General features: G+C 72.2%; 24 protein-coding genes and 1 riboswitch. Of the genes, 21 read left to right on the top strand and 3 right to left on the bottom strand.

Going from position 1 to position 18,019, the window contains the following annotated elements:
• Positions 1-133 precede the first annotated feature (133 nt).
• From secY to truA, 13 genes are all read left to right on the top strand, one after another.
• Positions 134-1,480 (top strand): preprotein translocase subunit SecY, encoded by a 1,347-nt coding sequence (secY, locus tag Ani05nite_RS37915; RefSeq protein WP_203776582.1) that lies wholly within the window; start codon positions 134-136, stop codon positions 1,478-1,480.
• 74 nt (positions 1,481-1,554) lie between these two features.
• A complete protein-coding gene (locus tag Ani05nite_RS37910) occupies positions 1,555-2,208 on the top strand; it encodes an adenylate kinase (protein WP_023358207.1) in 654 nt (217 codons plus the stop codon).
• Positions 2,209-2,211: 3 nt separating this feature from the next.
• Positions 2,212-3,066 carry a type I methionyl aminopeptidase gene (map, locus tag Ani05nite_RS37905; RefSeq protein WP_203776580.1) on the top strand — a complete coding sequence of 285 codons (855 nt, stop codon included), beginning with the start codon at positions 2,212-2,214 and terminating at the stop codon, positions 3,064-3,066.
• Between the two features lie 22 nt (positions 3,067-3,088).
• On the top strand, positions 3,089-3,523 hold the full coding sequence (locus Ani05nite_RS37900; RefSeq protein ID WP_239131048.1) for a DUF1707 SHOCT-like domain-containing protein: 435 nt from the start codon (positions 3,089-3,091) through the stop codon (positions 3,521-3,523).
• Between the two features lie 51 nt (positions 3,524-3,574).
• Complete coding sequence (locus tag Ani05nite_RS37895; protein WP_203776616.1) at positions 3,575-4,132, top strand: DUF1707 SHOCT-like domain-containing protein; 558 nt, start codon at positions 3,575-3,577, stop codon at positions 4,130-4,132.
• A gap of 217 nt (positions 4,133-4,349) precedes the next feature.
• On the top strand, positions 4,350-4,571 hold the full coding sequence (gene infA, locus Ani05nite_RS37890; RefSeq protein WP_007073013.1) for a translation initiation factor IF-1: 222 nt from the start codon (positions 4,350-4,352) through the stop codon (positions 4,569-4,571).
• A 52-nt stretch (positions 4,572-4,623) separates the two neighbouring features.
• Complete coding sequence (gene rpmJ, locus Ani05nite_RS37885; protein WP_015619018.1) at positions 4,624-4,740, top strand: 50S ribosomal protein L36; 117 nt, start codon at positions 4,624-4,626, stop codon at positions 4,738-4,740.
• A gap of 186 nt (positions 4,741-4,926) precedes the next feature.
• Complete coding sequence (rpsM, locus tag Ani05nite_RS37880; RefSeq protein ID WP_203776578.1) at positions 4,927-5,307, top strand: 30S ribosomal protein S13; 381 nt, start codon at positions 4,927-4,929, stop codon at positions 5,305-5,307.
• Positions 5,308-5,324: 17 nt separating this feature from the next.
• Positions 5,325-5,732 (top strand): 30S ribosomal protein S11, encoded by a 408-nt coding sequence (rpsK, locus tag Ani05nite_RS37875; RefSeq protein ID WP_015619020.1) that lies wholly within the window; start codon positions 5,325-5,327, stop codon positions 5,730-5,732.
• A gap of 15 nt (positions 5,733-5,747) precedes the next feature.
• Positions 5,748-6,374 carry a 30S ribosomal protein S4 gene (gene rpsD, locus Ani05nite_RS37870; protein ID WP_203776576.1) on the top strand — a complete coding sequence of 209 codons (627 nt, stop codon included), beginning with the start codon at positions 5,748-5,750 and terminating at the stop codon, positions 6,372-6,374.
• 83 nt (positions 6,375-6,457) lie between these two features.
• Positions 6,458-7,480: a DNA-directed RNA polymerase subunit alpha gene (locus Ani05nite_RS37865; RefSeq protein WP_023358222.1), complete on the top strand. Its 1,023-nt coding sequence runs from the start codon at positions 6,458-6,460 to the stop codon at positions 7,478-7,480.
• A gap of 66 nt (positions 7,481-7,546) precedes the next feature.
• Positions 7,547-8,131: a 50S ribosomal protein L17 gene (rplQ, locus tag Ani05nite_RS37860; RefSeq protein ID WP_203776574.1), complete on the top strand. Its 585-nt coding sequence runs from the start codon at positions 7,547-7,549 to the stop codon at positions 8,129-8,131.
• A 100-nt stretch (positions 8,132-8,231) separates the two neighbouring features.
• Positions 8,232-9,047 (top strand): tRNA pseudouridine(38-40) synthase TruA, encoded by an 816-nt coding sequence (truA, locus tag Ani05nite_RS37855; RefSeq protein ID WP_203776572.1) that lies wholly within the window; start codon positions 8,232-8,234, stop codon positions 9,045-9,047.
• On the opposite strand, the gene Ani05nite_RS37850 is transcribed toward truA, so the two are convergent.
• A complete protein-coding gene (locus tag Ani05nite_RS37850; RefSeq protein ID WP_203776570.1) occupies positions 9,036-10,280 on the bottom strand; it encodes a hypothetical protein in 1,245 nt (414 codons plus the stop codon). The two genes, truA and Ani05nite_RS37850, sit on opposite strands and share 12 nt — an antisense overlap.
• A gap of 105 nt (positions 10,281-10,385) precedes the next feature.
• Between Ani05nite_RS37850 and Ani05nite_RS37845 the strand changes: the two genes are divergently transcribed.
• Together Ani05nite_RS37845 and Ani05nite_RS37840 are read left to right on the top strand one after the other, a co-directional pair.
• A complete protein-coding gene (locus Ani05nite_RS37845) occupies positions 10,386-11,000 on the top strand; it encodes a class I SAM-dependent methyltransferase (RefSeq protein WP_203776568.1) in 615 nt (204 codons plus the stop codon).
• Positions 11,001-11,031: 31 nt separating this feature from the next.
• A complete protein-coding gene (locus Ani05nite_RS37840) occupies positions 11,032-12,687 on the top strand; it encodes an ABC-F family ATP-binding cassette domain-containing protein (protein WP_203776566.1) in 1,656 nt (551 codons plus the stop codon).
• Here the strand turns inward: Ani05nite_RS37840 and Ani05nite_RS37835 are convergent.
• Both Ani05nite_RS37835 and Ani05nite_RS37830 read right to left on the bottom strand, forming a co-directional pair.
• On the bottom strand, positions 12,684-13,067 hold the full coding sequence (locus Ani05nite_RS37835) for a hypothetical protein (RefSeq protein WP_203776564.1): 384 nt from the start codon (positions 13,065-13,067) through the stop codon (positions 12,684-12,686). The two genes, Ani05nite_RS37840 and Ani05nite_RS37835, sit on opposite strands and share 4 nt — an antisense overlap.
• Before the next feature lie 39 nt (positions 13,068-13,106).
• Positions 13,107-13,616 carry a DinB family protein gene (locus tag Ani05nite_RS37830; protein ID WP_377882588.1) on the bottom strand — a complete coding sequence of 170 codons (510 nt, stop codon included), beginning with the start codon at positions 13,614-13,616 and terminating at the stop codon, positions 13,107-13,109.
• Positions 13,617-13,785: 169 nt separating this feature from the next.
• Positions 13,786-13,897: riboswitch (TPP riboswitch) on the top strand.
• Between the two features lie 14 nt (positions 13,898-13,911).
• On the opposite strand from Ani05nite_RS37830, the gene thiE reads away from it, so the two are divergent.
• Genes thiE through thiD form a run of 6 tightly spaced genes read left to right on the top strand, consistent with a single transcriptional unit; the run spans position 13,912 to position 17,988 of the window.
• On the top strand, positions 13,912-14,535 hold the full coding sequence (thiE, locus tag Ani05nite_RS37825; RefSeq protein ID WP_377882615.1) for a thiamine phosphate synthase: 624 nt from the start codon (positions 13,912-13,914) through the stop codon (positions 14,533-14,535).
• Positions 14,532-15,710, top strand: coding sequence for a glycine oxidase ThiO (gene thiO / locus Ani05nite_RS37820; protein ID WP_203776559.1), 1,179 nt, complete (start codon positions 14,532-14,534; stop codon positions 15,708-15,710). The genes thiE and thiO overlap by 4 nt, the downstream gene beginning before the upstream one ends.
• On the top strand, positions 15,707-15,904 hold the full coding sequence (thiS, locus tag Ani05nite_RS37815; protein WP_203776558.1) for a sulfur carrier protein ThiS: 198 nt from the start codon (positions 15,707-15,709) through the stop codon (positions 15,902-15,904). The genes thiO and thiS overlap by 4 nt, the downstream gene beginning before the upstream one ends.
• Before the next feature lies 1 nt (position 15,905).
• Complete coding sequence (locus Ani05nite_RS37810) at positions 15,906-16,646, top strand: thiazole synthase (RefSeq protein WP_203776557.1); 741 nt, start codon at positions 15,906-15,908, stop codon at positions 16,644-16,646.
• Positions 16,640-17,224: a thiamine phosphate synthase gene (locus Ani05nite_RS37805; RefSeq protein WP_203776556.1), complete on the top strand. Its 585-nt coding sequence runs from the start codon at positions 16,640-16,642 to the stop codon at positions 17,222-17,224. Before Ani05nite_RS37810 ends, Ani05nite_RS37805 begins: the two co-directional genes overlap by 7 nt.
• Positions 17,221-17,988 carry a bifunctional hydroxymethylpyrimidine kinase/phosphomethylpyrimidine kinase gene (thiD, locus tag Ani05nite_RS37800; RefSeq protein ID WP_203776555.1) on the top strand — a complete coding sequence of 256 codons (768 nt, stop codon included), beginning with the start codon at positions 17,221-17,223 and terminating at the stop codon, positions 17,986-17,988. Before Ani05nite_RS37805 ends, thiD begins: the two co-directional genes overlap by 4 nt.
• The last annotated feature ends 31 nt before the right edge of the window (positions 17,989-18,019 follow it).

Raw genomic sequence — 18,019 nt, 5'->3', positions numbered from 1 at the left:
AGGGCGACCGTGCCTCACAACAGGCACGTCAGACTGTTAAAGTCCGTTCCCAGCTAGGGATATCGGTCGTCCGGACCGATGCCTCCCCCCATCCGCCGGATACGCGGCGGTCACCTCGCGCAGGAGGAAGAAGTTGCTCTCCGCCTTTTCCAGTGCGTTCCGGACGCCTGACCTGCGCAAGAAGTTGCTGTTCACAGTAGCGATCATCGCGGTCTACCGGCTCGGCGCCACTCTGCCCAGCCCAGGCGTGTCCTACACCAACGTCCGCAACTGCCTGGACGTCGTGAACAGCACCAACGCCGGCGGCGGGGTGTTGAACCTCCTGAACCTCTTCTCCGGTGGCGCGCTGCTCCAGCTCTCGGTCTTCGCGCTCGGCATCATGCCGTACATCACGGCATCGATCATCCTGCAGCTGCTGACCGTGGTGATTCCCCGCCTCGAGCAGCTCCGTAAGGAAGGCCAGTCCGGCCAGGCAAAGATCACCCAGTACACCCGCTACCTGACCCTGGGCCTGGCGATCCTGCAGTCCTCGGCGTTCGTCGCGCTGGCCCGCTCCGGCCAGCTCTTCGCCAACGCGTGCCCGCAGGACCAGGCGAACTTCCAGATCGTCCCGGAGAACACCGGCATCCCGGTGTGGCTCACCCTGGTCATGCTGGTCATCACGATGACCGCCGGCACGGGCGTGGTCATGTGGCTGGGCGAGCTGATCACCGACCGCGGCGTCGGCAACGGCATGTCCGTCCTGATCTTCACCTCGATCGCCGCCCGCCTCCCCGGCGAGGGCTGGACGATCAAGGAGAGCAGCGGCGTCGCCAAGTTCCTGCTCGTCATCGCGCTCGTGCTGCTGGTCATCACGGCCGTCGTCTTCATCGAGCAGGCCCAGCGCCGGATCCCGGTGCAGTACGCCAAGCGCATGATCGGCCGGCGCATGTACGGCGGCACCTCGACGTACATCCCGCTGAAGGTCAACCAGGCCGGTGTCGTCCCGGTGATCTTCGCGTCCTCGCTGCTCTACCTGCCGCAGTTGTACCTGCAGTTCTTCGACCAGAACAACCTCAAGGGCTATCAGCAGTGGATCCAGAACAACCTGGCCAACCCGAGCCACTGGATCTACATCACCACGTACTTCCTGCTGATCATCTTCTTCACGTACTTCTACGTCTCGATCACGTTCAACCCGACCGAGGTCGCGGACAACATGAAGAAGTACGGTGGTTTCGTTCCGGGCATCCGGCCCGGCAAGCCGACCGCCGACTACCTGGACTTCATCCTCAGCCGGATCACCCTGCCGGGTGCGCTCTACCTGGGTCTGATCTCGGTTCTGCCGAACTTCTTCTTCATCTGGCTGAACAGTAAGCAGTACCAGAACTTCCCGTTCGGTGGTACGGCGGTGCTGATCATGGTGGGTGTGGGCCTGGAGACGGTCAAGCAGATCGAGAGCCAGCTGATGCAGCGCAACTACGAAGGGTTCCTCCGGTAGTGGGGGCGCGGAGCCGGGGGGCTCTGGCGTCCGTGGTCTGCGGGGCTCGTTCTCACCGAATCGAGGCGATGTAGGTGCGGCTGGTACTGGTGGGCCCCCCGGGGGCCGGCAAGGGGACCCAGGCTGAGTTCATCGCTGCCCATCTCGCCGTACCGAAGATCTCGACCGGTGACATCTTCCGGGCCAACGTCTCCCAGGGGACACCGCTCGGCGTCGAGGCGAAGCGCTACATGGACGCGGGCAATCTCGTCCCTGACGAGGTGACCATCAACATGGTCCGCGACCGGCTCGCCGAGCCCGACGCCGGCGACGGCTTCCTGCTGGACGGTTTCCCGCGAACCGTCCCGCAGGCGTCGGCGCTGGACAAGCTGCTGGCCGACCTCGGCATCGCGCTCGATCTGGTGATGGAACTGGTGGTCGACGACGACGAGGTGATCCGGCGGCTCTCGGGCCGCCGGACCTGCCGTGGTTGCGGCAAGATCTGGCACGTCGAGTTCGACCCCACCAGCAAGGACAACATCTGCGACCGGTGCGGCTCCGAGCTGTTCCAGCGCGACGACGACAAGGCCGAGACGATCGCCAACCGGCTGGTCGAGTACGCCGACAAGACCGCGCCGCTGGTCGACTTCTACGGCGCCCAGGGCAAGCTGGTCGGCATCGACGCGACCGGCCCGGTCGAGGACGTCACGGTGCGCGCCATCGACGCCCTGCGGTCGTACGGGGGATAACCGATGCGCCGTCCGCAGCTGGACATCCAGCTGAAGACCCCGGAGCAGATCGAGCTGATGCGCGGCGCCGGCCTGGTCGTCGCCGCCGCCCTCGACGCGATGCGGGACGCGGTGGCCCCGGGCGTCTCCACCGCCGACCTGGACGCGATCGCCGAGAAGGTCATCCGCGACGCCGGTGCGGTCCCGTCGTTCAAGGGCTACCACGGCTTCCCCGCCTCCATCTGCGCCTCGGTCAACGCCCAAGTCGTGCACGGCATCCCGGCCGCCGGTCAGGTGCTCCAGGAGGGCGACCTGCTGTCGCTCGACTGCGGCGCCATCCTGCACGGCTGGCACGGCGACTCGGCCATCACCGTCGGGGTCGGCGAGACCGACCCGGCGCTGCTCAAGATGGCCGAGGTCGCCGAGGACGCCATGTGGGCCGGCATCGCCGCCGCCGCCCGGGGCGCGGCCAACGGCCGCGGCCGGCTGACCGACATCTCGTTCAACGTCGAGAAGGCCGTCCGCAAGGCGGGCCGCTACGGGATCGTGGACGGCTACGGCGGCCACGGCATCGGCACCGAGATGCACCAGGACCCGCACGTGCTCAACCACGGCAAGCCCGGCAAGGGCCCGCGCCTGGTGCCCGGGCTGTGCCTGGCGATCGAACCGATGATCACCATGGGCTCGCCCCGCACGGTGGAGCTGGACGACGGCTGGACCGTGGTTACCCGCGACGGTTCGCGGGCCGCGCACGTCGAGCACACGATGGCCCTGCTGGACGACGGCGTGTGGGTCACCACGGCCCGGGACGGCGGCCGGGCCCGCCTGGGCGAGCTGGTGACCGCCCGGCAGCCGCTGGTCGACTCCGTCGCGGAGTAAAAGTCCGAGGAGCTTGAGGCCGATGAGTCGGGACGAGATGCGCGCCGGCGATGCCGACCGCCAGGCTGTCGTCGAGCGGCTCAAGACGGCCCTCGAGGAGGGCCGGCTGGATCTGCACGAGTACGACGAGCGGCTCCAGCAGACCTACGCGGCCAAGACGTTCCGCGAGCTGGACGGCGTCGTCACCGACCTGCCCGGTCCGATCCCCGCCCAGCAGTCCCGGGTGCAGCCCTTCCAGCCGCCCGCTGCGCCGCAACCGGCGGCCGGGGTGGGTGAGACCCCGCGCTCCGGTGTCCGGCCCTTCCTGGCCTCGTACGGCGGCGTGGTGCTGGTCTGTTTCCTCATCTGGGGCCTGTCCTGTCTCGGCTCCCGCGAGTTCGTCTACCCGTGGCCGCTGTGGATGCTGATCCCGCTGATCCTGGGGCTGCTGCGCCGGTGGGGCGGACGCAACCGGTGATGCCGGGGCTGGCCCGTGGCTGGCATGCTGGAGGGCATGGGCCGGGACGAGATGAGAGCGGCCGACGCCGACCGGCAGGCCGTCGCTGATCAGCTGAAGGCGGCGCTCGACGAGGGCCGGCTGGATCTGCACGAGTACGACGAGCGGTTGCGCCAGGCCTACGCCGCGAAGACCTACGGTGACCTGCGCCCGTTGCTCAGCGACCTGCCGGCGGCCGCGGTGCCGGCGCCGCGTGGCCCGGCCGGGTCGCCGCCTCGTCTCGTGGACGCCTCCGACGCCACCCTGACCCGCCGCTGGCTGGCCGCGGTCTGGTCCAGCTGGTTCCTGGTCGTCGGGATCAACACCGTGGTGTGGGTGACCGTCAGCGTCGCGTCCGCCGACTTGATCTACTTCTGGCCGGTCTGGGTGGCCGGGCCGTGGGGTGCGGTGCTGGTCTTCGTGACCCTCGCCGGCCTGGTCGGCGGGGAACCCCGCAAGCAGGCCGAGAAGCGGGCCCGCAAGCGGCGGGCGAGGCAGCTGAAGCGGGAACGCCGGGCGCTGACGGCGGACCCGATCGCGCCGGACGAAGCCGCCTTAAAGCTGATGAAGACCGACAAAACGGCGGGCTGATCGCCGGTCCGACACACCCGACCCCGGGTTACGGGGACCTCGGTTTGGTGTCGATGGTCCTCGCGCGTACACTGGCTAGCTGGCGCGCAGCGTCCACTCCTCCATGTCCACCAGCGCTTCGGTGGCGGGGGAGCCGCGGCTGGTTCCGGCTCGAACCCTCGATCCGGGATGAACGTTGTGAGCCTGCCCCAGAACCCGATGTCAGGTAGCGGAGGACATGCCAAAGAAAGACGGAGCCATCGAGATCGAAGGCCGAGTGATCGAGCCTCTGCCGAACGCCATGTTCCGTGTGGAGCTTGCTAATGGTCACAAGGTACTGGCTCATATCAGCGGCAAGATGCGGCAGCACTACATCCGCATCCTCCCGGAGGACAGGGTCGTCGTCGAGCTTTCGCCGTACGACCTGACCCGTGGGCGAATCGTCTACCGCTACAAGTAAGGGTCGCGGGGGCTACGCCTAGTCCCGTCTGACAGAGAGTCAAGGCACAACCGTGAAGGTCAAGCCGAGCGTCAAGCGGATCTGCAACAACTGCCGGGTCATCCGGCGGCACGGCCGCGTCATGGTCATCTGCAAGACCGACGCGCGCCACAAGCAGCGCCAGGGCTGAATCAGCTCGTCTGATTCGGTAGCCGCACTGCCAGGTCCGTACCACTGAACAAGCTCGTCCCAGCCGCGGCGTCATCTTGCGATGAAGCGCGGTTTCACCCCCGGTCGGAGGCCGGGGCCCCGCCCGGGCAGGTGGGGGTGGGTCGGGCACAGACCTCCGTGAGACACCTGAGGAGTACGCCCACTTATGGCTCGACTCGTCGGCGTCGATCTTCCCCGCGAGAAGCGGATGGAGATCGCGCTCACCTACATCTTCGGGGTCGGTCGGACCCGCGCCGTGGAGGCGCTCACCTCGACCGGCATTGACCTGAACAAGCGCGCCAAGGACCTCACGGACGAGGAGCTGGTCCAGCTCCGCGACTACATCGAGGCCAATTTCAAGGTTGAAGGCGACCTGCGCCGCGAGGTCGCCGCCGACATCCGCCGCAAGGTCGAGATCGGCTGCTACGCCGGCATCCGCCACCGCCGGGGTCTCCCCGTCCGCGGACAGCGGACGCGGACCAACGCTCGTACCCGCAAGGGTCCGAAGCGCACGGTCGCTGGCAAGAAGAAGCCCGGTCGGAAGTAATAGGAGCGCACTGACTTATGCCACCGAAGGCACGCGCCGGAGCACCTGTCAAAAAGGTCCGTCGCAAGGAACGCAAGAACGTCGCCCACGGGCAGGCGCACATCAAGAGCACCTTCAACAACACCATCGTGTCGATCACCGACCCGACCGGTGCTGTGATCTCCTGGGCCTCGTCCGGCCAGGTGGGCTTCAAGGGCTCCCGCAAGTCGACTCCGTTCGCCGCGCAGCTGGCCGCCGAGGCCGCCGCTCGTCGGGCCATGGAGCACGGCATGCGCAAGGTCGACGTGTTCGTCAAGGGCCCCGGCTCCGGCCGGGAGACCGCCATCCGTTCGCTGCAGGCCGCGGGCCTCGAGGTCGGTCAGATCTCCGACGTCACGCCGCAGCCGCACAACGGTTGCCGTCCGCCTAAGCGTCGCCGGGTCTAAGGGAGAGATCGAAGCATGGCTCGTTACACAGGGGCGGACTGCAAGCGCTGCCGCCGCGAGAAGATGAAGCTGTTCCTCAAGGGCAGCAAGTGCGACGGGCCCAAGTGCCCGTTCGAGTCGCGTCCCTTCCCGCCCGGCCAGCACGGCCGCGGTCGGACCAAGGAGACCGAGTACCTGCTCCAGCACCGCGAGAAGCAGAAGGCCCGCCGCACCTACGGCGTGCTCGAGAAGCAGTTCCGCGGTTACTACGAGGAGGCTGTCACCAAGCCCGGCAAGACCGGTGAGGTGCTGCTGCAGATCCTCGAGTCGCGTCTCGACAACGTGGTCTACCGGGCCGGCTACGCCGCGTCCCGCGACATGGCCCGCCAGCTGGTCAAGCACGGCCACCTGCTGGTGAACGGCGTCAAGGTCGACATCCCGTCGTACCGGGTGAAGGACCACGACATCGTGCAGGTCCGGGAGAAGTCCCGCGAGATGACGCCGTTCGTGGTCGCGCAGGCGCAGGCGGGTTCCCGCCCGGTGCCGGCGTGGCTGGAGCCGATCCCCAGCGAGATGAAGATCCTGATCCACTCGCTCCCGGCGCGTCAGGTCATCGACACGCAGGTCCAGGAGCAGCTGATCGTCGAGCTCTACTCCAAGTAGGGCCACGAGGGTGCCGGCCCACCGGCCGGCACCCTTTCCGACGGGCGTCATATAGCGGATGCCCCGACAGAAAGAAGAACCAAGTGCTCATCAGCCAGCGCCCGAGCCTCTCGGAAGAGTCGCTCAGCGAGACCCGCTCCCGGTTCACCATCGAGCCGCTGGAGCCGGGCTTCGGCTACACCCTCGGCAACTCGCTGCGCCGGACCCTGCTGTCGTCCATCCCGGGCGCGGCGGTCACCAGCATCAAGATCGACGGCGTGCTGCACGAGTTCACCACGATCCCCGGGGTCAAGGAGGACGTGGTCGAGCTCGTCATGAACGTCAAGGAGCTCACCGTCAGCTCCGAGCACGACGAGCCGGTCAGCATGTACCTGCGCAAGCAGGGCCCGGGCGACGTCACCGCGGGCGACATCCAGCCCCCGGCCGGCGTCTCCGTGCACAACCCCGACCTGAAGCTGGCCACGCTCAACAGCAAGGGCCGGCTCGACATGGAGCTCACCGTCGAGCGGGGTCGTGGCTACGTCACGGCCGCGCAGAACAAGAGCGCCGGCGCCGAGATCGGCCGCATCCCGGTCGACTCGATCTACTCGCCGGTCATGAAGGTGACCTACCGCGTCGAGGCGACCCGTGTCGAGCAGCGCACCGACTTCGACCGGCTGATCATCGACGTCGAGTCGAAGGCGTCGATCTCGCCCCGTACCGCGCTGGCCTCGGCCGGTTCGACCCTGGTCGAGCTGTTCGGCCTCTGCCGCGAGCTGGACGAGACCGCCGAGGGCATCGACATCGGCCCGTCCCCGCAGGACGCGCAGCTGGCCGCTGATCTGGCCCTGCCGATCGAGGAGCTGGACCTCACGGTCCGGTCGTACAACTGCCTCAAGCGCGAGGGCATCAACACCGTCGGTGAACTCATCGGGCGGACGGAGGCCGACCTTCTGGATATAAGGAATTTCGGTCAGAAGTCCATCGACGAGGTCAAGATGAAGCTCGCCGGCATGGGCTTGGGCCTCAAGGACAGCGCGCCGTCCTTCGACCCGGCGCACGTGGTCGACTCGTTCGGCGACGTGGACTACGACACCGACGACTACCGCGAGACCGAGCAGCTCTAATCCCGGCTGCCGCGTGACTCCAGGCGGCTGTGCCGCCCGGCAGGAATTTCAACGAGGAGCAAGAAGATGCCCACGCCCACCAAGGGTCCCCGCCTCGGCGGCAGCCCGGCGCACGAGAAGCTGCTGCTGGCCAACCTGGCCACGGAGCTCTTCCGGCACGGGAAGATCAAGACCACCGAGACCAAGGCGAAGCGCCTGCGCCCCTTGGCGGAGCAGCTCATCACCAAGGCCAAGCGCGGCGACCTGCACTCCCGCCGCCGCGTCCTGGGTGTCGTCAAGGACAAGGACGTCGTCTACTCGCTGTTCGAGTCGATCGCGCCGCGGTACACCAACCGCCCGGGTGGCTACACCCGGATCACCAAGGTCGGTATCCGCAAGGGTGACGCCGCTCCCATGGCCGTCATCGAGCTGGTCGAGGAGCTGCAGGTCGCGGCCACCACGGCGCCGGCCAAGAAGGCGGCCCGCAAGGCCGCCGCACAGCAGGACAAGGTCGAGGCCCTGACCCGCGACGAAGAGGTGGCGCCGTCCTCCTCGTCGGCCGACGCGGCCGTGGACCAGGACTCCGAGCCGCCGGTGAACGCGTCCGGCGACAAGGGCGCCGAGGGCCCGGGCGACCAGGCCGAGGGCGAAGACCCCGACGCCAAGGCCTGATCCGCTTCTGGTTTGTTGGCCCGGCACCCTTTGTGGGGTGCCGGGCCTTCCTTTTCCGTACGGCTTCCTTGCCCCCGAGTCAGCGGAGGACCGCCCCGACATGACCGACGCGACGCGCCTGCGTCTGGACGTCTCCTACGACGGCCGGGAATTCTCGGGCTGGGCCGTGCAGCCCTCCCGGCGCACTGTCGCCGGGGTCCTGCTGGAGGCGCTGGAGCGACTGACCGGCGCCGGCGTGCCGCTCGGCCTGACGGTCGCCGGGCGCACCGACGCCGGGGTGCACGCGACCGGCCAGGTGTGCCATATCGACCTCCCGACCGCCGTGTGGGAGTCGTTGTCGGAGTCGCTGGTGCGCCGGCTGGCGGGTCTCATGCCGCCGGACGCCCGGGTGCGGTCCGTGACGCCGGTGCCGTCCACTTTCGACGCCCGTTTCTCCGCCACCTTCCGCCGGTACGAGTACCAGGTGGCCGACACCGTCCACGGGCCCGAGCCGCTGCGGCGCTACGACACGATCGGCTGGATGCGGCCGCTCGACCTCACGCGGTTGCGGGAGGCCGCCGCCGGGCTGGTCGGGCTGCACGACTTCGCCGCGTTCTGCAAGCGCAAGGAGCACGCCACCACGGTGCGGGCGATCACCCGGCTGGACTGGCGCCGGGAGCCGGACGGTGTGCTGGTCGCCACCGTGCAGGCCGACGCCTTCTGCCAGGCGATGGTGCGCAGCCTGGTCGGCGCCATGCTGACCGTGGGGGACGGCCGCCGCGACCCGGGCTGGCCGGCGAAGCTGCTGACCCTGCGGGAACGCTCCAGCGAGGTCACCGTCGCCCCCGCGCACGGGCTGACCCTGATCGCCGTGGGCTACCCCGACGAGGCCGGGTACGCCGAGCGCGCCGACGCCACCCGGCGGCTACGGGTGTAGCGTCCGCCGCCCGACGACCCGCTCGCCCAGGTACCGCTGGACCAGCTCATCGGTGATCCGGGCGGCGTACGGATCGTCGTCGGCGACGAGCTGACCGTCGGGCCGGGCGACAACGCAGTACAGCAGGTAGTGACCGCGGTGGTGCCAGCCGACCTGGGCCAGCGGCTCGGCCAGCGGATCGCCGGCGGTGCCGCCGAGGGTGGCGAAGGTGCCCCGGCCGCTCTCGACCAGCGGGCCGGTCAGCTCGCTGACCTGGGCCGCGCCGCTCTCGTCGGCCAGGTTGAAGAGACCGGCGGTCACCTGGTAGCCGCCGTAGGGCGCGGTCAGCCGGGCCCGGACCACCTGGTCGCAGCCGTGGTCGGCGAGCAGGGCGCCCAGCTCGCCGACGGTGGCGATCCCGCAGGAGGTGTCGCTGTGCGTCATGGTGATCTGGTAACCCTGCGCGCCGGCCGCGAGCCGGACCGCCGGCTCGGGGAAGACCTCCCGCTGGGTCAGCGGCTCGGGGTCGATCTGCCGGGACGCGATGCCCGGCTCGGCGCCGGGCGCGGCGGTGGACGCCCGCCCGGGCCCGCGGCTCTCCTCGGCGACGACGAAGAAGCCGCTCAGCCCGACGATGGCCAGCACGATCAGACCGGCGAGGCCGCGCAGCAGCGTCTGGAGGGCCTGCTGCGGTTCGTGCGGCGCCCGTCGCGCCGCGGCGTGCCGCTGCCGGGCGGAAACGGCGAGGCCCGGCGCGATGCGGTGCTGCGGCGCGGGCGTCCGCTCCGGTACGGCGTGGGCCGGCGCGCTCGCCGTCTGGTACTGCGCCACGTGGAGCCGGGCGGCCTGCCAGACCAGGGCGATCCGGTCCGAGGTGTGCTGGCCGAGCGAGATGCGGTCCCGGGCCAGCGCGATCCGGTCCGAGGTGCGCTGGCCGAGTGAGAAGCGGTCCCGGGACTGCCGCAGCCCGTCCGGGGCGCACAGCGACGACGCCTGCTGCTCCCGCGCCGACGGGTGCCGGTCCCCGGCGCGCAGCGGGGATGTCCGCCGCGCCGAGCCGGGCTGGGCCGGCGGGTGAGCGTGGGCCGGGCCGCCGGTGCGGCCGCGGCGGGCCAGCGCCTGGCGGATGATCGCCTGGCGGGCCCGGGCCTGGCCGGCCTGGGCCTGGCGCACCAGCGACTGGGGAGTCAGCAGGGCCAGCCCACCCGCCGGGCTCGCGCGGTGGCCGGAGCGGGGGTGCGGGTCGCCAGGCATGCGGCCACGGTAGGAGGGCACCGTGATCGATGGACGTACAGGCTGTGCGGCACCTTCACCCGGCCTGTCGTCGTTGGCGCGCCGGCGTGGGGGAGGATGGGCGGCGTGACCGCCGACCATTACTTCAGCGCCGAACCGGCCGCGCCCGCCAAGCGGAGCCGCATCGAGTTCACCGCCGCGGGGCGCGCCTACGACCTGGCCGTCGCGGGTGGGGTGTTCTCCGTCGGGCGGCTCGACCCCGGCACCGCCGTCCTGCTGCGCAAGGGCGACCTGCCCACCGCCGCGACCACCGGCACCCTGCTCGACCTGGGCTGCGGCTACGGTCCGATCGCGTGCGTGCTGGCGAGTGAGGCGCCGGCGACCACCGTGTACGCGGTCGACGTGAACGCCCGGGCCCGCGAGCTGACGGTGGAGAACGCGGCCGCGCTCGGCCTCGGCGACCGGGTGCGGGTCGCCGCCCCCGACGAGGTGCCCGGCGACGTCACCTTCGCGCAGATCTGGAGCAACCCGCCCACCCACGTGGGCAAGGCCGAGCTGCACGCGTTGCTGGAGCGCTGGCTGCCCCGGCTGGCCCCGGACGGGGTCGCCTGGCTGGTGATCAACCGGAACCTCGGTGGTGATTCCCTGCACACCTGGCTGACCTCGCTGGGCTGGGACGTGACGCGTACGGCCAGCCAGCGGGGCTTCCGGGTGCTGCGGGTGACCGGAAAAACCGACTGACCCGCGGCGGCCGGTCGGGGAGGATGCCCACGTGGGTTACGTAGACGTGTCCGGGGTCGGATTTGTGCTGCCGGACGGCCGGGAGCTCTTCTCCGACGTCTCGTTCCGGGTCGGCGAGGGCGCGAAGGTGGCGCTGGTCGGCCCGAACGGGGCCGGCAAGACCACGCTGCTGCGGATGGTCGCCGGCGACATCGCGACGCCGATCGGCAGCATCGCGCGGGCCGGCGGGCTGGGCGTGATGCGCCAGTTCATCGGGATGATCGGCGACGACCGTACCCTCGACGACCTGGCGCTCTCGCTGGTCGCGCCGCCGCTGCGGACCGCCGGCGCGGTGCTGGCCGCGGCCCAGTCTGCGTTGGAGCGCGACCCGGACGCCGAGAAGGCGCAGCTGGCCTACGCCAACGCGATCGCGGGGTGGGGCGAGGCCGGTGGTTACGACGTGGAGGTGCTCTTCGACGTCGTGGCGGTGGCCATTCTCGGCAAGCCGTGGGAGGAGGTCAGGCACCGTCCGGTGCGGACGCTCTCCGGCGGTCAGCAGAAGCGCTTCGCGCTCGACCTGCTGCTGCGCGGCGGCGACGAGGTGCTGCTGCTCGACGAGCCCGACAACTTCCTCGACGTGCCCGGCAAGCGCTGGCTGGAGGCGCGGCTGCGGGAGTCGCCGAAGTCGGTGCTCTTCGTCTCGCACGACCGGGAGCTGCTGGCCCAGACGGCGAACCGGGTGGTGGCCGTCGAGGGCGGCAGCGCGTGGACGCATCCGGGCGGCTTCGCGTCCTGGCACGAGGCCCGCTCCGACCGCCACGAACGGCTGCTGGAGCTGCGCCGGCGCTGGGACGAGGAGCACGAGAAGCTCAAGGAGCTCGTCTTCACGCTGAAGAACAAGGCGGCGTACAACGACGGGCTGGCCTCGCGGTACCAGGCGGCGCAGACCCGGCTGCGCAAGTTCGAGGAGGCGGGGCCGCCGCCGGTGCCGCCCAAGGAACAGTCGCTGCGGATGAACCTGCGCGGGGGGCGTACCGGAAAACGCGCGGTGATGTGCACCGGGCTGGAGCTGGAGAACCTGACGTTCCCCTTCGACCTGGAGATCTGGTACGGCGACCGGGTCGCCGTGCTGGGGGCCAACGGCACGGGCAAGTCGCACTTCCTGCGGCTGCTCGCGGCCGGCGGCACCGCTCCCGACGTGGACAACAAGCCGGTCGACGGGGCGCCGCTGGCCCACGTGGCCCACAACGGCGTCGCGCGGCTCGGCGCCCGGGTCCGCCCGGGCCACTTCTCGCAGACCCACGACCGGCCCGAGCTGCTGAAGCGCACCCTCGTCGAGATCCTCTGGCGGGGCGACGACCACCGCTCCGGGATGGACCGGGCCGGCGCGATGAAGGCGCTGAACCGCTACGAGCTCGCGGCCCAGGGCGATCAGGTGTTCGGCACCCTCTCCGGCGGGCAGCAGGCGCGGTTCCTGGTGCTGCTGCTGGAGCTGTCCGGGGCGACGGTGCTGCTGCTGGACGAGCCGACGGACAACCTGGACCTGGCGTCGGCCGAGGCGCTGGAGGAGGGGCTGCGGGCGTACGAGGGCACGGTGATCGCGGTGACGCACGACCGCTGGTTCACCCGGGGCTTCGACCGTTTCGTGCTGTTCCAGGGCGACGGCGAGGTCGTGGAGACGCCCGAGCCGGTGTGGGACGTCCGCTAGTTTCCGTGCCCGTAGATGGCGAGCGGATCGGTCACCGCCGACTGATCGCGGGCCGCCGCCATCCGTTCGGCCCGCCGGTGGAGCGCGGCCGCGCCGCCGCGGGGGGAGAGTCCGGGCCAGCGGCGGCGGGCGCCTTGGCGGGTCATGCCGGCGGCGGCGCCGAGGGCGGGGTAGTCCGCGCCGTATTCGGCTGCCCGCTCGGCTGCCCGCGCCGTGAGAGTGGTGATCTCCCGCTCGGCGGCGGTCAGCGCGGCCAGCAGGGCCAGCCAGGCGTGTCGGCGGGCTTCGGAGCTCAGGCCCTCGGCCCACGGCGTCTCGGGTAGCGCGGGATCGTCCCGGCGTGCCTGCTGCCAGGCGAGGTGTTGCAGCTCGCTGTCCATGAGCCGAGGAAAGCACTGACAACAACTGTTGTCAAGCGGTCACTCGCCGGTGCGGCCGTCGAGGCGTTCGCGCAGCAGGTCGGCGTGGCCGTTGTGGCGGGCGTACTCCTCGATCATGTGGGTGAGCACGTAACGCAGCGAGAACCGGTCCGCGCCGTGCCGGCCGAGCACATCGAGGGACCCGGCGGCGTCCACGATGGCCCGGGAGTGCGCACACTCCGCCCGCCATGCGACGAACGTCTCGTCCGGGTCCGAGTCGGGGTCGAAATCGGTCTCATCGGCGCCGGGCCGGTCCCACAGCGGCTCGCAGTCCTCACCGTTGACGACCGCGCGGAACCAGCTCCGCTCCACCTCGGTGAGGTGGCGCACCAGGCCGAGCAGGCTGAGGCCGGACGGATCGACGGCACGCTCGCGCAGCTGGTCGGCGGTCAGGCCCGCGCACTTCAGGGCCAGGGTGTCGCGCTGGCGCTGCAGGAAGCCGGTCAGCGTGGCGCGCTCGTCCGCCGCCCGGGGCGGCTCGCATCTCGTGTCGATGGTCACGACGGTCATCATGCCGAGCGGGCGGGGACGCCGACACCGGTTTCGGTGGGGGCCGTCACTGCCGTTTTTCCGCGCGACCGTTCCCGCAGCGTGCGGGCTCTGCGCGACCACATGACCACCCACAGTGGAGGAACGAGGGGGTTTACGGGCGGCGGGACGCGGGTTACGGTCTGCTCGGAACCAACCCCACGGGAGTCCGGTGCACCGGGCTGAGAGGGGGGCTGTCGCGGCCCCCGACCGTCGAACCTGATCCGGATCATGCCGGCGCAGGGAGGAGTGTGTTGTGGGCCCTGTCTTTCCGCACCTGCACGTCATCACGGACGCCCGGCGTGGCCGGGAGCCGCTGACGGTCGTGGCGGCCGCGATCGCCGCCGCCCGGCGGCTGGACGGCTGCCACCGGCTGGCGGTCCAGGTCCGCGTCGAGGACGACGTCAGCGACCGGGACGCCTACGAGCTGGCCGGCGCCGTGCTCGAGCTGTGCCGCCCGCACGGGGTGTGGTGCCTGGTCAACGACCGGTTGCACGTCGCGCTGGCGGTCGGCGCGGACGGCGGGCACGTGGGCGCCGCCGACCTGCCGGTCGCGGTGGCCCGCAAGGTGCTCGGCCCCACGAGCGTGCTGGGCGCCACCTGCCGGGACGCCGCCGGGGCCCGCGCGGCGCGGCGGGCGGGCGCGTCGTATCTCGGCGTCGGGCCGGCGTTCGCCACCACCACCAAGACCGGGCTGCCGAGCCCGCTCGGGCCGGGCGCGGTGGGCGCGGTCGCGGCCGCCGTGCCGGACACGCCGATCGTCGCCATCGGGGGAGTGACCGCCGGCAACGCACGGTCGCTGATCGGCGCCGGGGCCGCCGCGGTGGCGGTGGTCGGGGCGGTCGCGGCCGCTTCGGATCCGGCCCGGGCGACCGAGGACCTGCTGCGGGTGCTGGCATGACCGACCGCACCGGGTCGAGCCGCGCCCCCGCCGGCCAGGGCTACGAGGGCGTGCCCGCCACCGAGGTCGTGGTCGTCGGCGGCGGCATCATCGGGCTCTCGATCGCGTGGCGGTGCGCGCGGCGCGGGCTCGCGGTGACCGTCCACGACAACGGCGGGGACGACGGGGCCTGGTACGCGGCGGCGGGCATGCTGGCCCCCGCCGGGGAGGCGGGCTTCGGCCAGGAGGCGCTGACCGAGCTGCTGGTGGAGTCGGCGGCGCGCTGGCCCGACTTCGCGGCCGAGCTGCGGCGCGAGACCGGCGTCGACGTCGGCTACGACACCGCGGGCACGCTCAGCGTCGCGCTCACCGCCGACGACCTGGCCGAGGCGCGGCGGCTCTGGGAGCACCGGCGGGCGCAGGGGCTCGGGGTGCATCCGCTGCTGCCGAGCGCCGTCCGCGAGCGGGAGCCGGCGTTGTCGCCGCGGCTGCGGGGCGGCGCCCACGCCCCCGACGACTGCCAGGTCGACCCGCGTCGTGTCGTCGCCGCGCTGCGCGCCGCCCTCGGGGCCGCGGTCGTGCCCGACCGGGTCGAGGCGATCGTGCGGCCGGGCCTCGGCGGCTCGGCCGGGTCCGGTGACGGTGACGCGTCCGACCGGCCGGCCGGGCTCGTGCCGGGGGCGCAGGCCCGGGACGGGCGGATCGTGGTGATCGCCGCCGGCGCGGGGACCGCCGCGCTGACCGGGCTGCCCGTCCGGCCGGTGAAGGGCCTGGTGCTGCGGCTGCGCGGCGAGCCCGGCCTGCTGCGCCACGTGGTCAGCGGCTGGGCCGACGGGCGGCACGTCTACCTGGTGCCGCGGGCCGACGGCGAGGTGGTGGTCGGCGCCACCCAGGAGGAACGCGGCGACGCCACGGTCACCGCCGGGCAGGTGCTCGACCTGCTGCGCGCGGCCACCGACCTGGTGCCCGACCTGGCCGAGCACGAGCTGGTCGAGACGCTGGTGCGGCACCGGCCGGCCACCCCGGACAACGCGCCGCTGCTGGGCCCGTACGGCGAGGGCGTCGTGGTCGCCGCCGGGCACCACCGCAACGGGGTGCTGCTCGCCCCCGTCACCGCCGATCTGATCGCCGACCTCGTCGCCACCGGGAAGTCGGCGCCACTGCTGGACGCGTTCGCACCTGGGAGGTTCGGATGAGGGTGATTCTCAACGGCGCCGCACGCGACGTCGACGTGCTCAGCGTCGAGGGGCTGGTCGAGCAGCTGACCAGCGCCCGGCGCGGGGTCGCGGTCGCCGTCAACGGCGAGGTCGTGCCGCGTTCGTCCTGGCCCGCCGCGCGCCTGTGCGACGGCGACCGGGTCGAGGTCCTCACCGCGGCGCAGGGCGGCTGACGTGCTCGGCGAATCCCGGCTCATCCTGGGCACCGGCGGCGCGGAGAGCCTGGCCGCGCTGGAGGCGGCCATCGTCGCCTCCGGCACCGACCTGGTCACCGTGGCGCTGCGCCGGGTCGACGCCGCCGGGCCCGGCCTGCTGCCGATGCTCGACCGGCTCGGCCTGCGGATCCTGCCGAACACGGCCGGCTGCTACACCGCCACGGACGCGGTCAAGGCCGCCCACCTGGCCCGCGACGCGTTCGAGACGGACCTGGTGAAGCTGGAGGTCATCGGCGACGAGCGGACCCTGCTGCCGGACGGCGTGGAGCTGCTGCGGGCGGCCGAGACGTTGGTCGCGGACGGCTTCCGGGTGTTGCCGTACACCAGCGACGATCCGATCCTCGCGCGCCGGCTGGCCGACGTCGGGTGTGCGGCGGTCATGCCGGCCGGGGCTCCGATCGGGTCCGGCCTGGGCATCTCCAACCCGCATCACATCCGGCTCATCCGCGACAGCGTGGACGTGCCGGTGATCCTCGACGCGGGCATCGGCACCGCCTCGGACGCCGCGCTGGCGATGGAGCTGGGCTGCGACGCGGTGCTGATCGCCAGCGCGGTCACTCGGGCCGCCGACCCGGCGCGGATGGCGGCGGCGATGCGCCACGCGGTGGAGGCGGGCCGGCTGGCCTACGGCGCCGGCCGGATCCCGCGCCGCTATCACGCGCTGGCCTCCACATCGGACGAGGGACGGCCGGCATGGTGATCCCGGGCGGGCTCGTCGTGCTCACCGACCGCCGGCTCGCGGCCCGGCCGCTGACCGAGGTGGTCGCGGCCGCGGTCCGCGGCGGCGCCGCCTGGGTCGTGCTGCGCGAGCGGGACCTGGGGTACGCCGAAAGGCGCGCCCTCGCCGACACCCTGCGCGCCGTGGTGCCGGCCGGCCGGCTGGTGATCGCCGGCCCGGACCCGCTCGGCGGCGACGCCGTGCACCTCGCGGCCGCCGATCCCGTGCCCGCGGGCGTCGGCCTGGTCGGGCGTTCCTGTCACGGGGCGCCGCGACTGTCCACGGAGGACTATGTGACGCTCTCGCCGGTCTACCCCACGCTCACCAAGCCCGGCTACGGACCGGCGCTGGGCCCGTCGCGGGCCGCCGCGCTGGCCGGCGCGGTGCCCTGGCTGGCCCTGGGCGGGGTGCACTCGCCGCAGCGGGCGGCCGCCTGCGCCGCCGCCGGGGCGGCCGGGATCGCGGTGCTGGGCGCGGTGATGCGCGCGGGTGACCCGGAGACGGTGACCCGCACGCTGGCCGAGTCCTTCGCCGCGGCGGCCGCGGGGGTGCGGGCGTGACGCCGCGGGTGGTGCTGACCATCGCCGGGTCCGACAGCGGGGGCGGTGCGGGGATCCAGGCGGACCTTAAGACCTTCGCGGCGCTCGGGGCCTTCGGGGTCTCCGTGCTCACCGCCGTCACCGCCCAGAACACCCTGGGCGTGCGCGCGATCCACCCGGTGCCGGTGGAGGTGGTGGCGGCCCAGCTGGACGCGGTGCTCGAGGACCTGGCCCCGGACGCGGTGAAGGTCGGCATGATCGGGGACCCGGCGGTGGCCGAGCTGATCGCGGCGCGGGCCGGCCGGCTGCCCCACCTGGTCGTCGATCCGGTGCTCGTGGCCACCAGCGGGAGCCGGTTGTCCGGGGTCGACGCGGTCGCGCCGCTGCTGCCGTACCGCTGCGTGCTGACGCCGAACCGGCAGGAAGCCGGCGCCCTGCTCGGTCGCCCGGTGACGACGACGGCCGAGGCCGCCGCCGCGGCGGCGGAGCTGGCCGCGCTCGGCCCGGGCGCGGTCGTCGTGACCGGCAGCGAGTCGGCCGTGGACGTGCTGTACGCCGACGGGACGACCACGGTGCTGGACGGCGACCCGGTGCTCAGCGGCAACAACCACGGCTCGGGGTGCACGTTCTCGTCGGCGATCGCGGTGCGGCTGGCCGCGGGCGATCCGCTGCCGGTCGCCGTGCGCGCCGCGAAGGACTACGTCGGGCGGGCGCTGGCCGGCGCCCGCGACTGGAAGCTCGGCGCGGGACCGGGCCCCCTGGACCACTTCGGCTTCCCCGGCTGACCGGCTCTACCGGCCTTCGGCGGTCCGTGCT

The organism is Actinoplanes nipponensis, from assembly GCF_016862275.1.
Classification (GTDB): Bacteria; Actinomycetota; Actinomycetes; order Mycobacteriales; family Micromonosporaceae; genus Actinoplanes; species Actinoplanes nipponensis.
Note: the sequence above shows the minus strand (reverse complement) of the source record. Positions and strands in the feature narration are given on the sequence as shown.

Bases quoted from the DNA above. Each gene is read 5' to 3' on its own strand.
- thiO (WP_203776559.1), top strand. From the start codon at position 14,532: ATGACCGACCGCACCGGGTCGAGCCGCGCCCCCGCCGGCCAGGGCTAC.
- map (WP_203776580.1), top strand. From the start codon at position 2,212: ATGCGCCGTCCGCAGCTGGACATCCAGCTGAAGACCCCGGAGCAGATC.
- Ani05nite_RS37805 (WP_203776556.1), top strand. From the start codon at position 16,640: ATGGTGATCCCGGGCGGGCTCGTCGTGCTCACCGACCGCCGGCTCGCG.
- infA (WP_007073013.1), top strand. From the start codon at position 4,350: ATGCCAAAGAAAGACGGAGCCATCGAGATCGAAGGCCGAGTGATCGAG.
- Ani05nite_RS37835 (WP_203776564.1), bottom strand. From the start codon at position 13,067: ATGGACAGCGAGCTGCAACACCTCGCCTGGCAGCAGGCACGCCGGGAC.
- Ani05nite_RS37900 (WP_239131048.1), top strand. From the start codon at position 3,089: ATGAGTCGGGACGAGATGCGCGCCGGCGATGCCGACCGCCAGGCTGTC.
- rpsM (WP_203776578.1), top strand. From the start codon at position 4,927: ATGGCTCGACTCGTCGGCGTCGATCTTCCCCGCGAGAAGCGGATGGAG.
- Ani05nite_RS37830 (WP_377882588.1), bottom strand. From the start codon at position 13,616: ATGACCGTCGTGACCATCGACACGAGATGCGAGCCGCCCCGGGCGGCG.
- Ani05nite_RS37895 (WP_203776616.1), top strand. From the start codon at position 3,575: ATGAGAGCGGCCGACGCCGACCGGCAGGCCGTCGCTGATCAGCTGAAG.
- thiS (WP_203776558.1), top strand. From the start codon at position 15,707: ATGAGGGTGATTCTCAACGGCGCCGCACGCGACGTCGACGTGCTCAGC.
- rpsK (WP_015619020.1), top strand. From the start codon at position 5,325: ATGCCACCGAAGGCACGCGCCGGAGCACCTGTCAAAAAGGTCCGTCGC.
- truA (WP_203776572.1), top strand. From the start codon at position 8,232: ATGACCGACGCGACGCGCCTGCGTCTGGACGTCTCCTACGACGGCCGG.
- Ani05nite_RS37850 (WP_203776570.1), bottom strand. From the start codon at position 10,280: ATGCCTGGCGACCCGCACCCCCGCTCCGGCCACCGCGCGAGCCCGGCG.
- rplQ (WP_203776574.1), top strand. From the start codon at position 7,547: ATGCCCACGCCCACCAAGGGTCCCCGCCTCGGCGGCAGCCCGGCGCAC.
- rpsD (WP_203776576.1), top strand. From the start codon at position 5,748: ATGGCTCGTTACACAGGGGCGGACTGCAAGCGCTGCCGCCGCGAGAAG.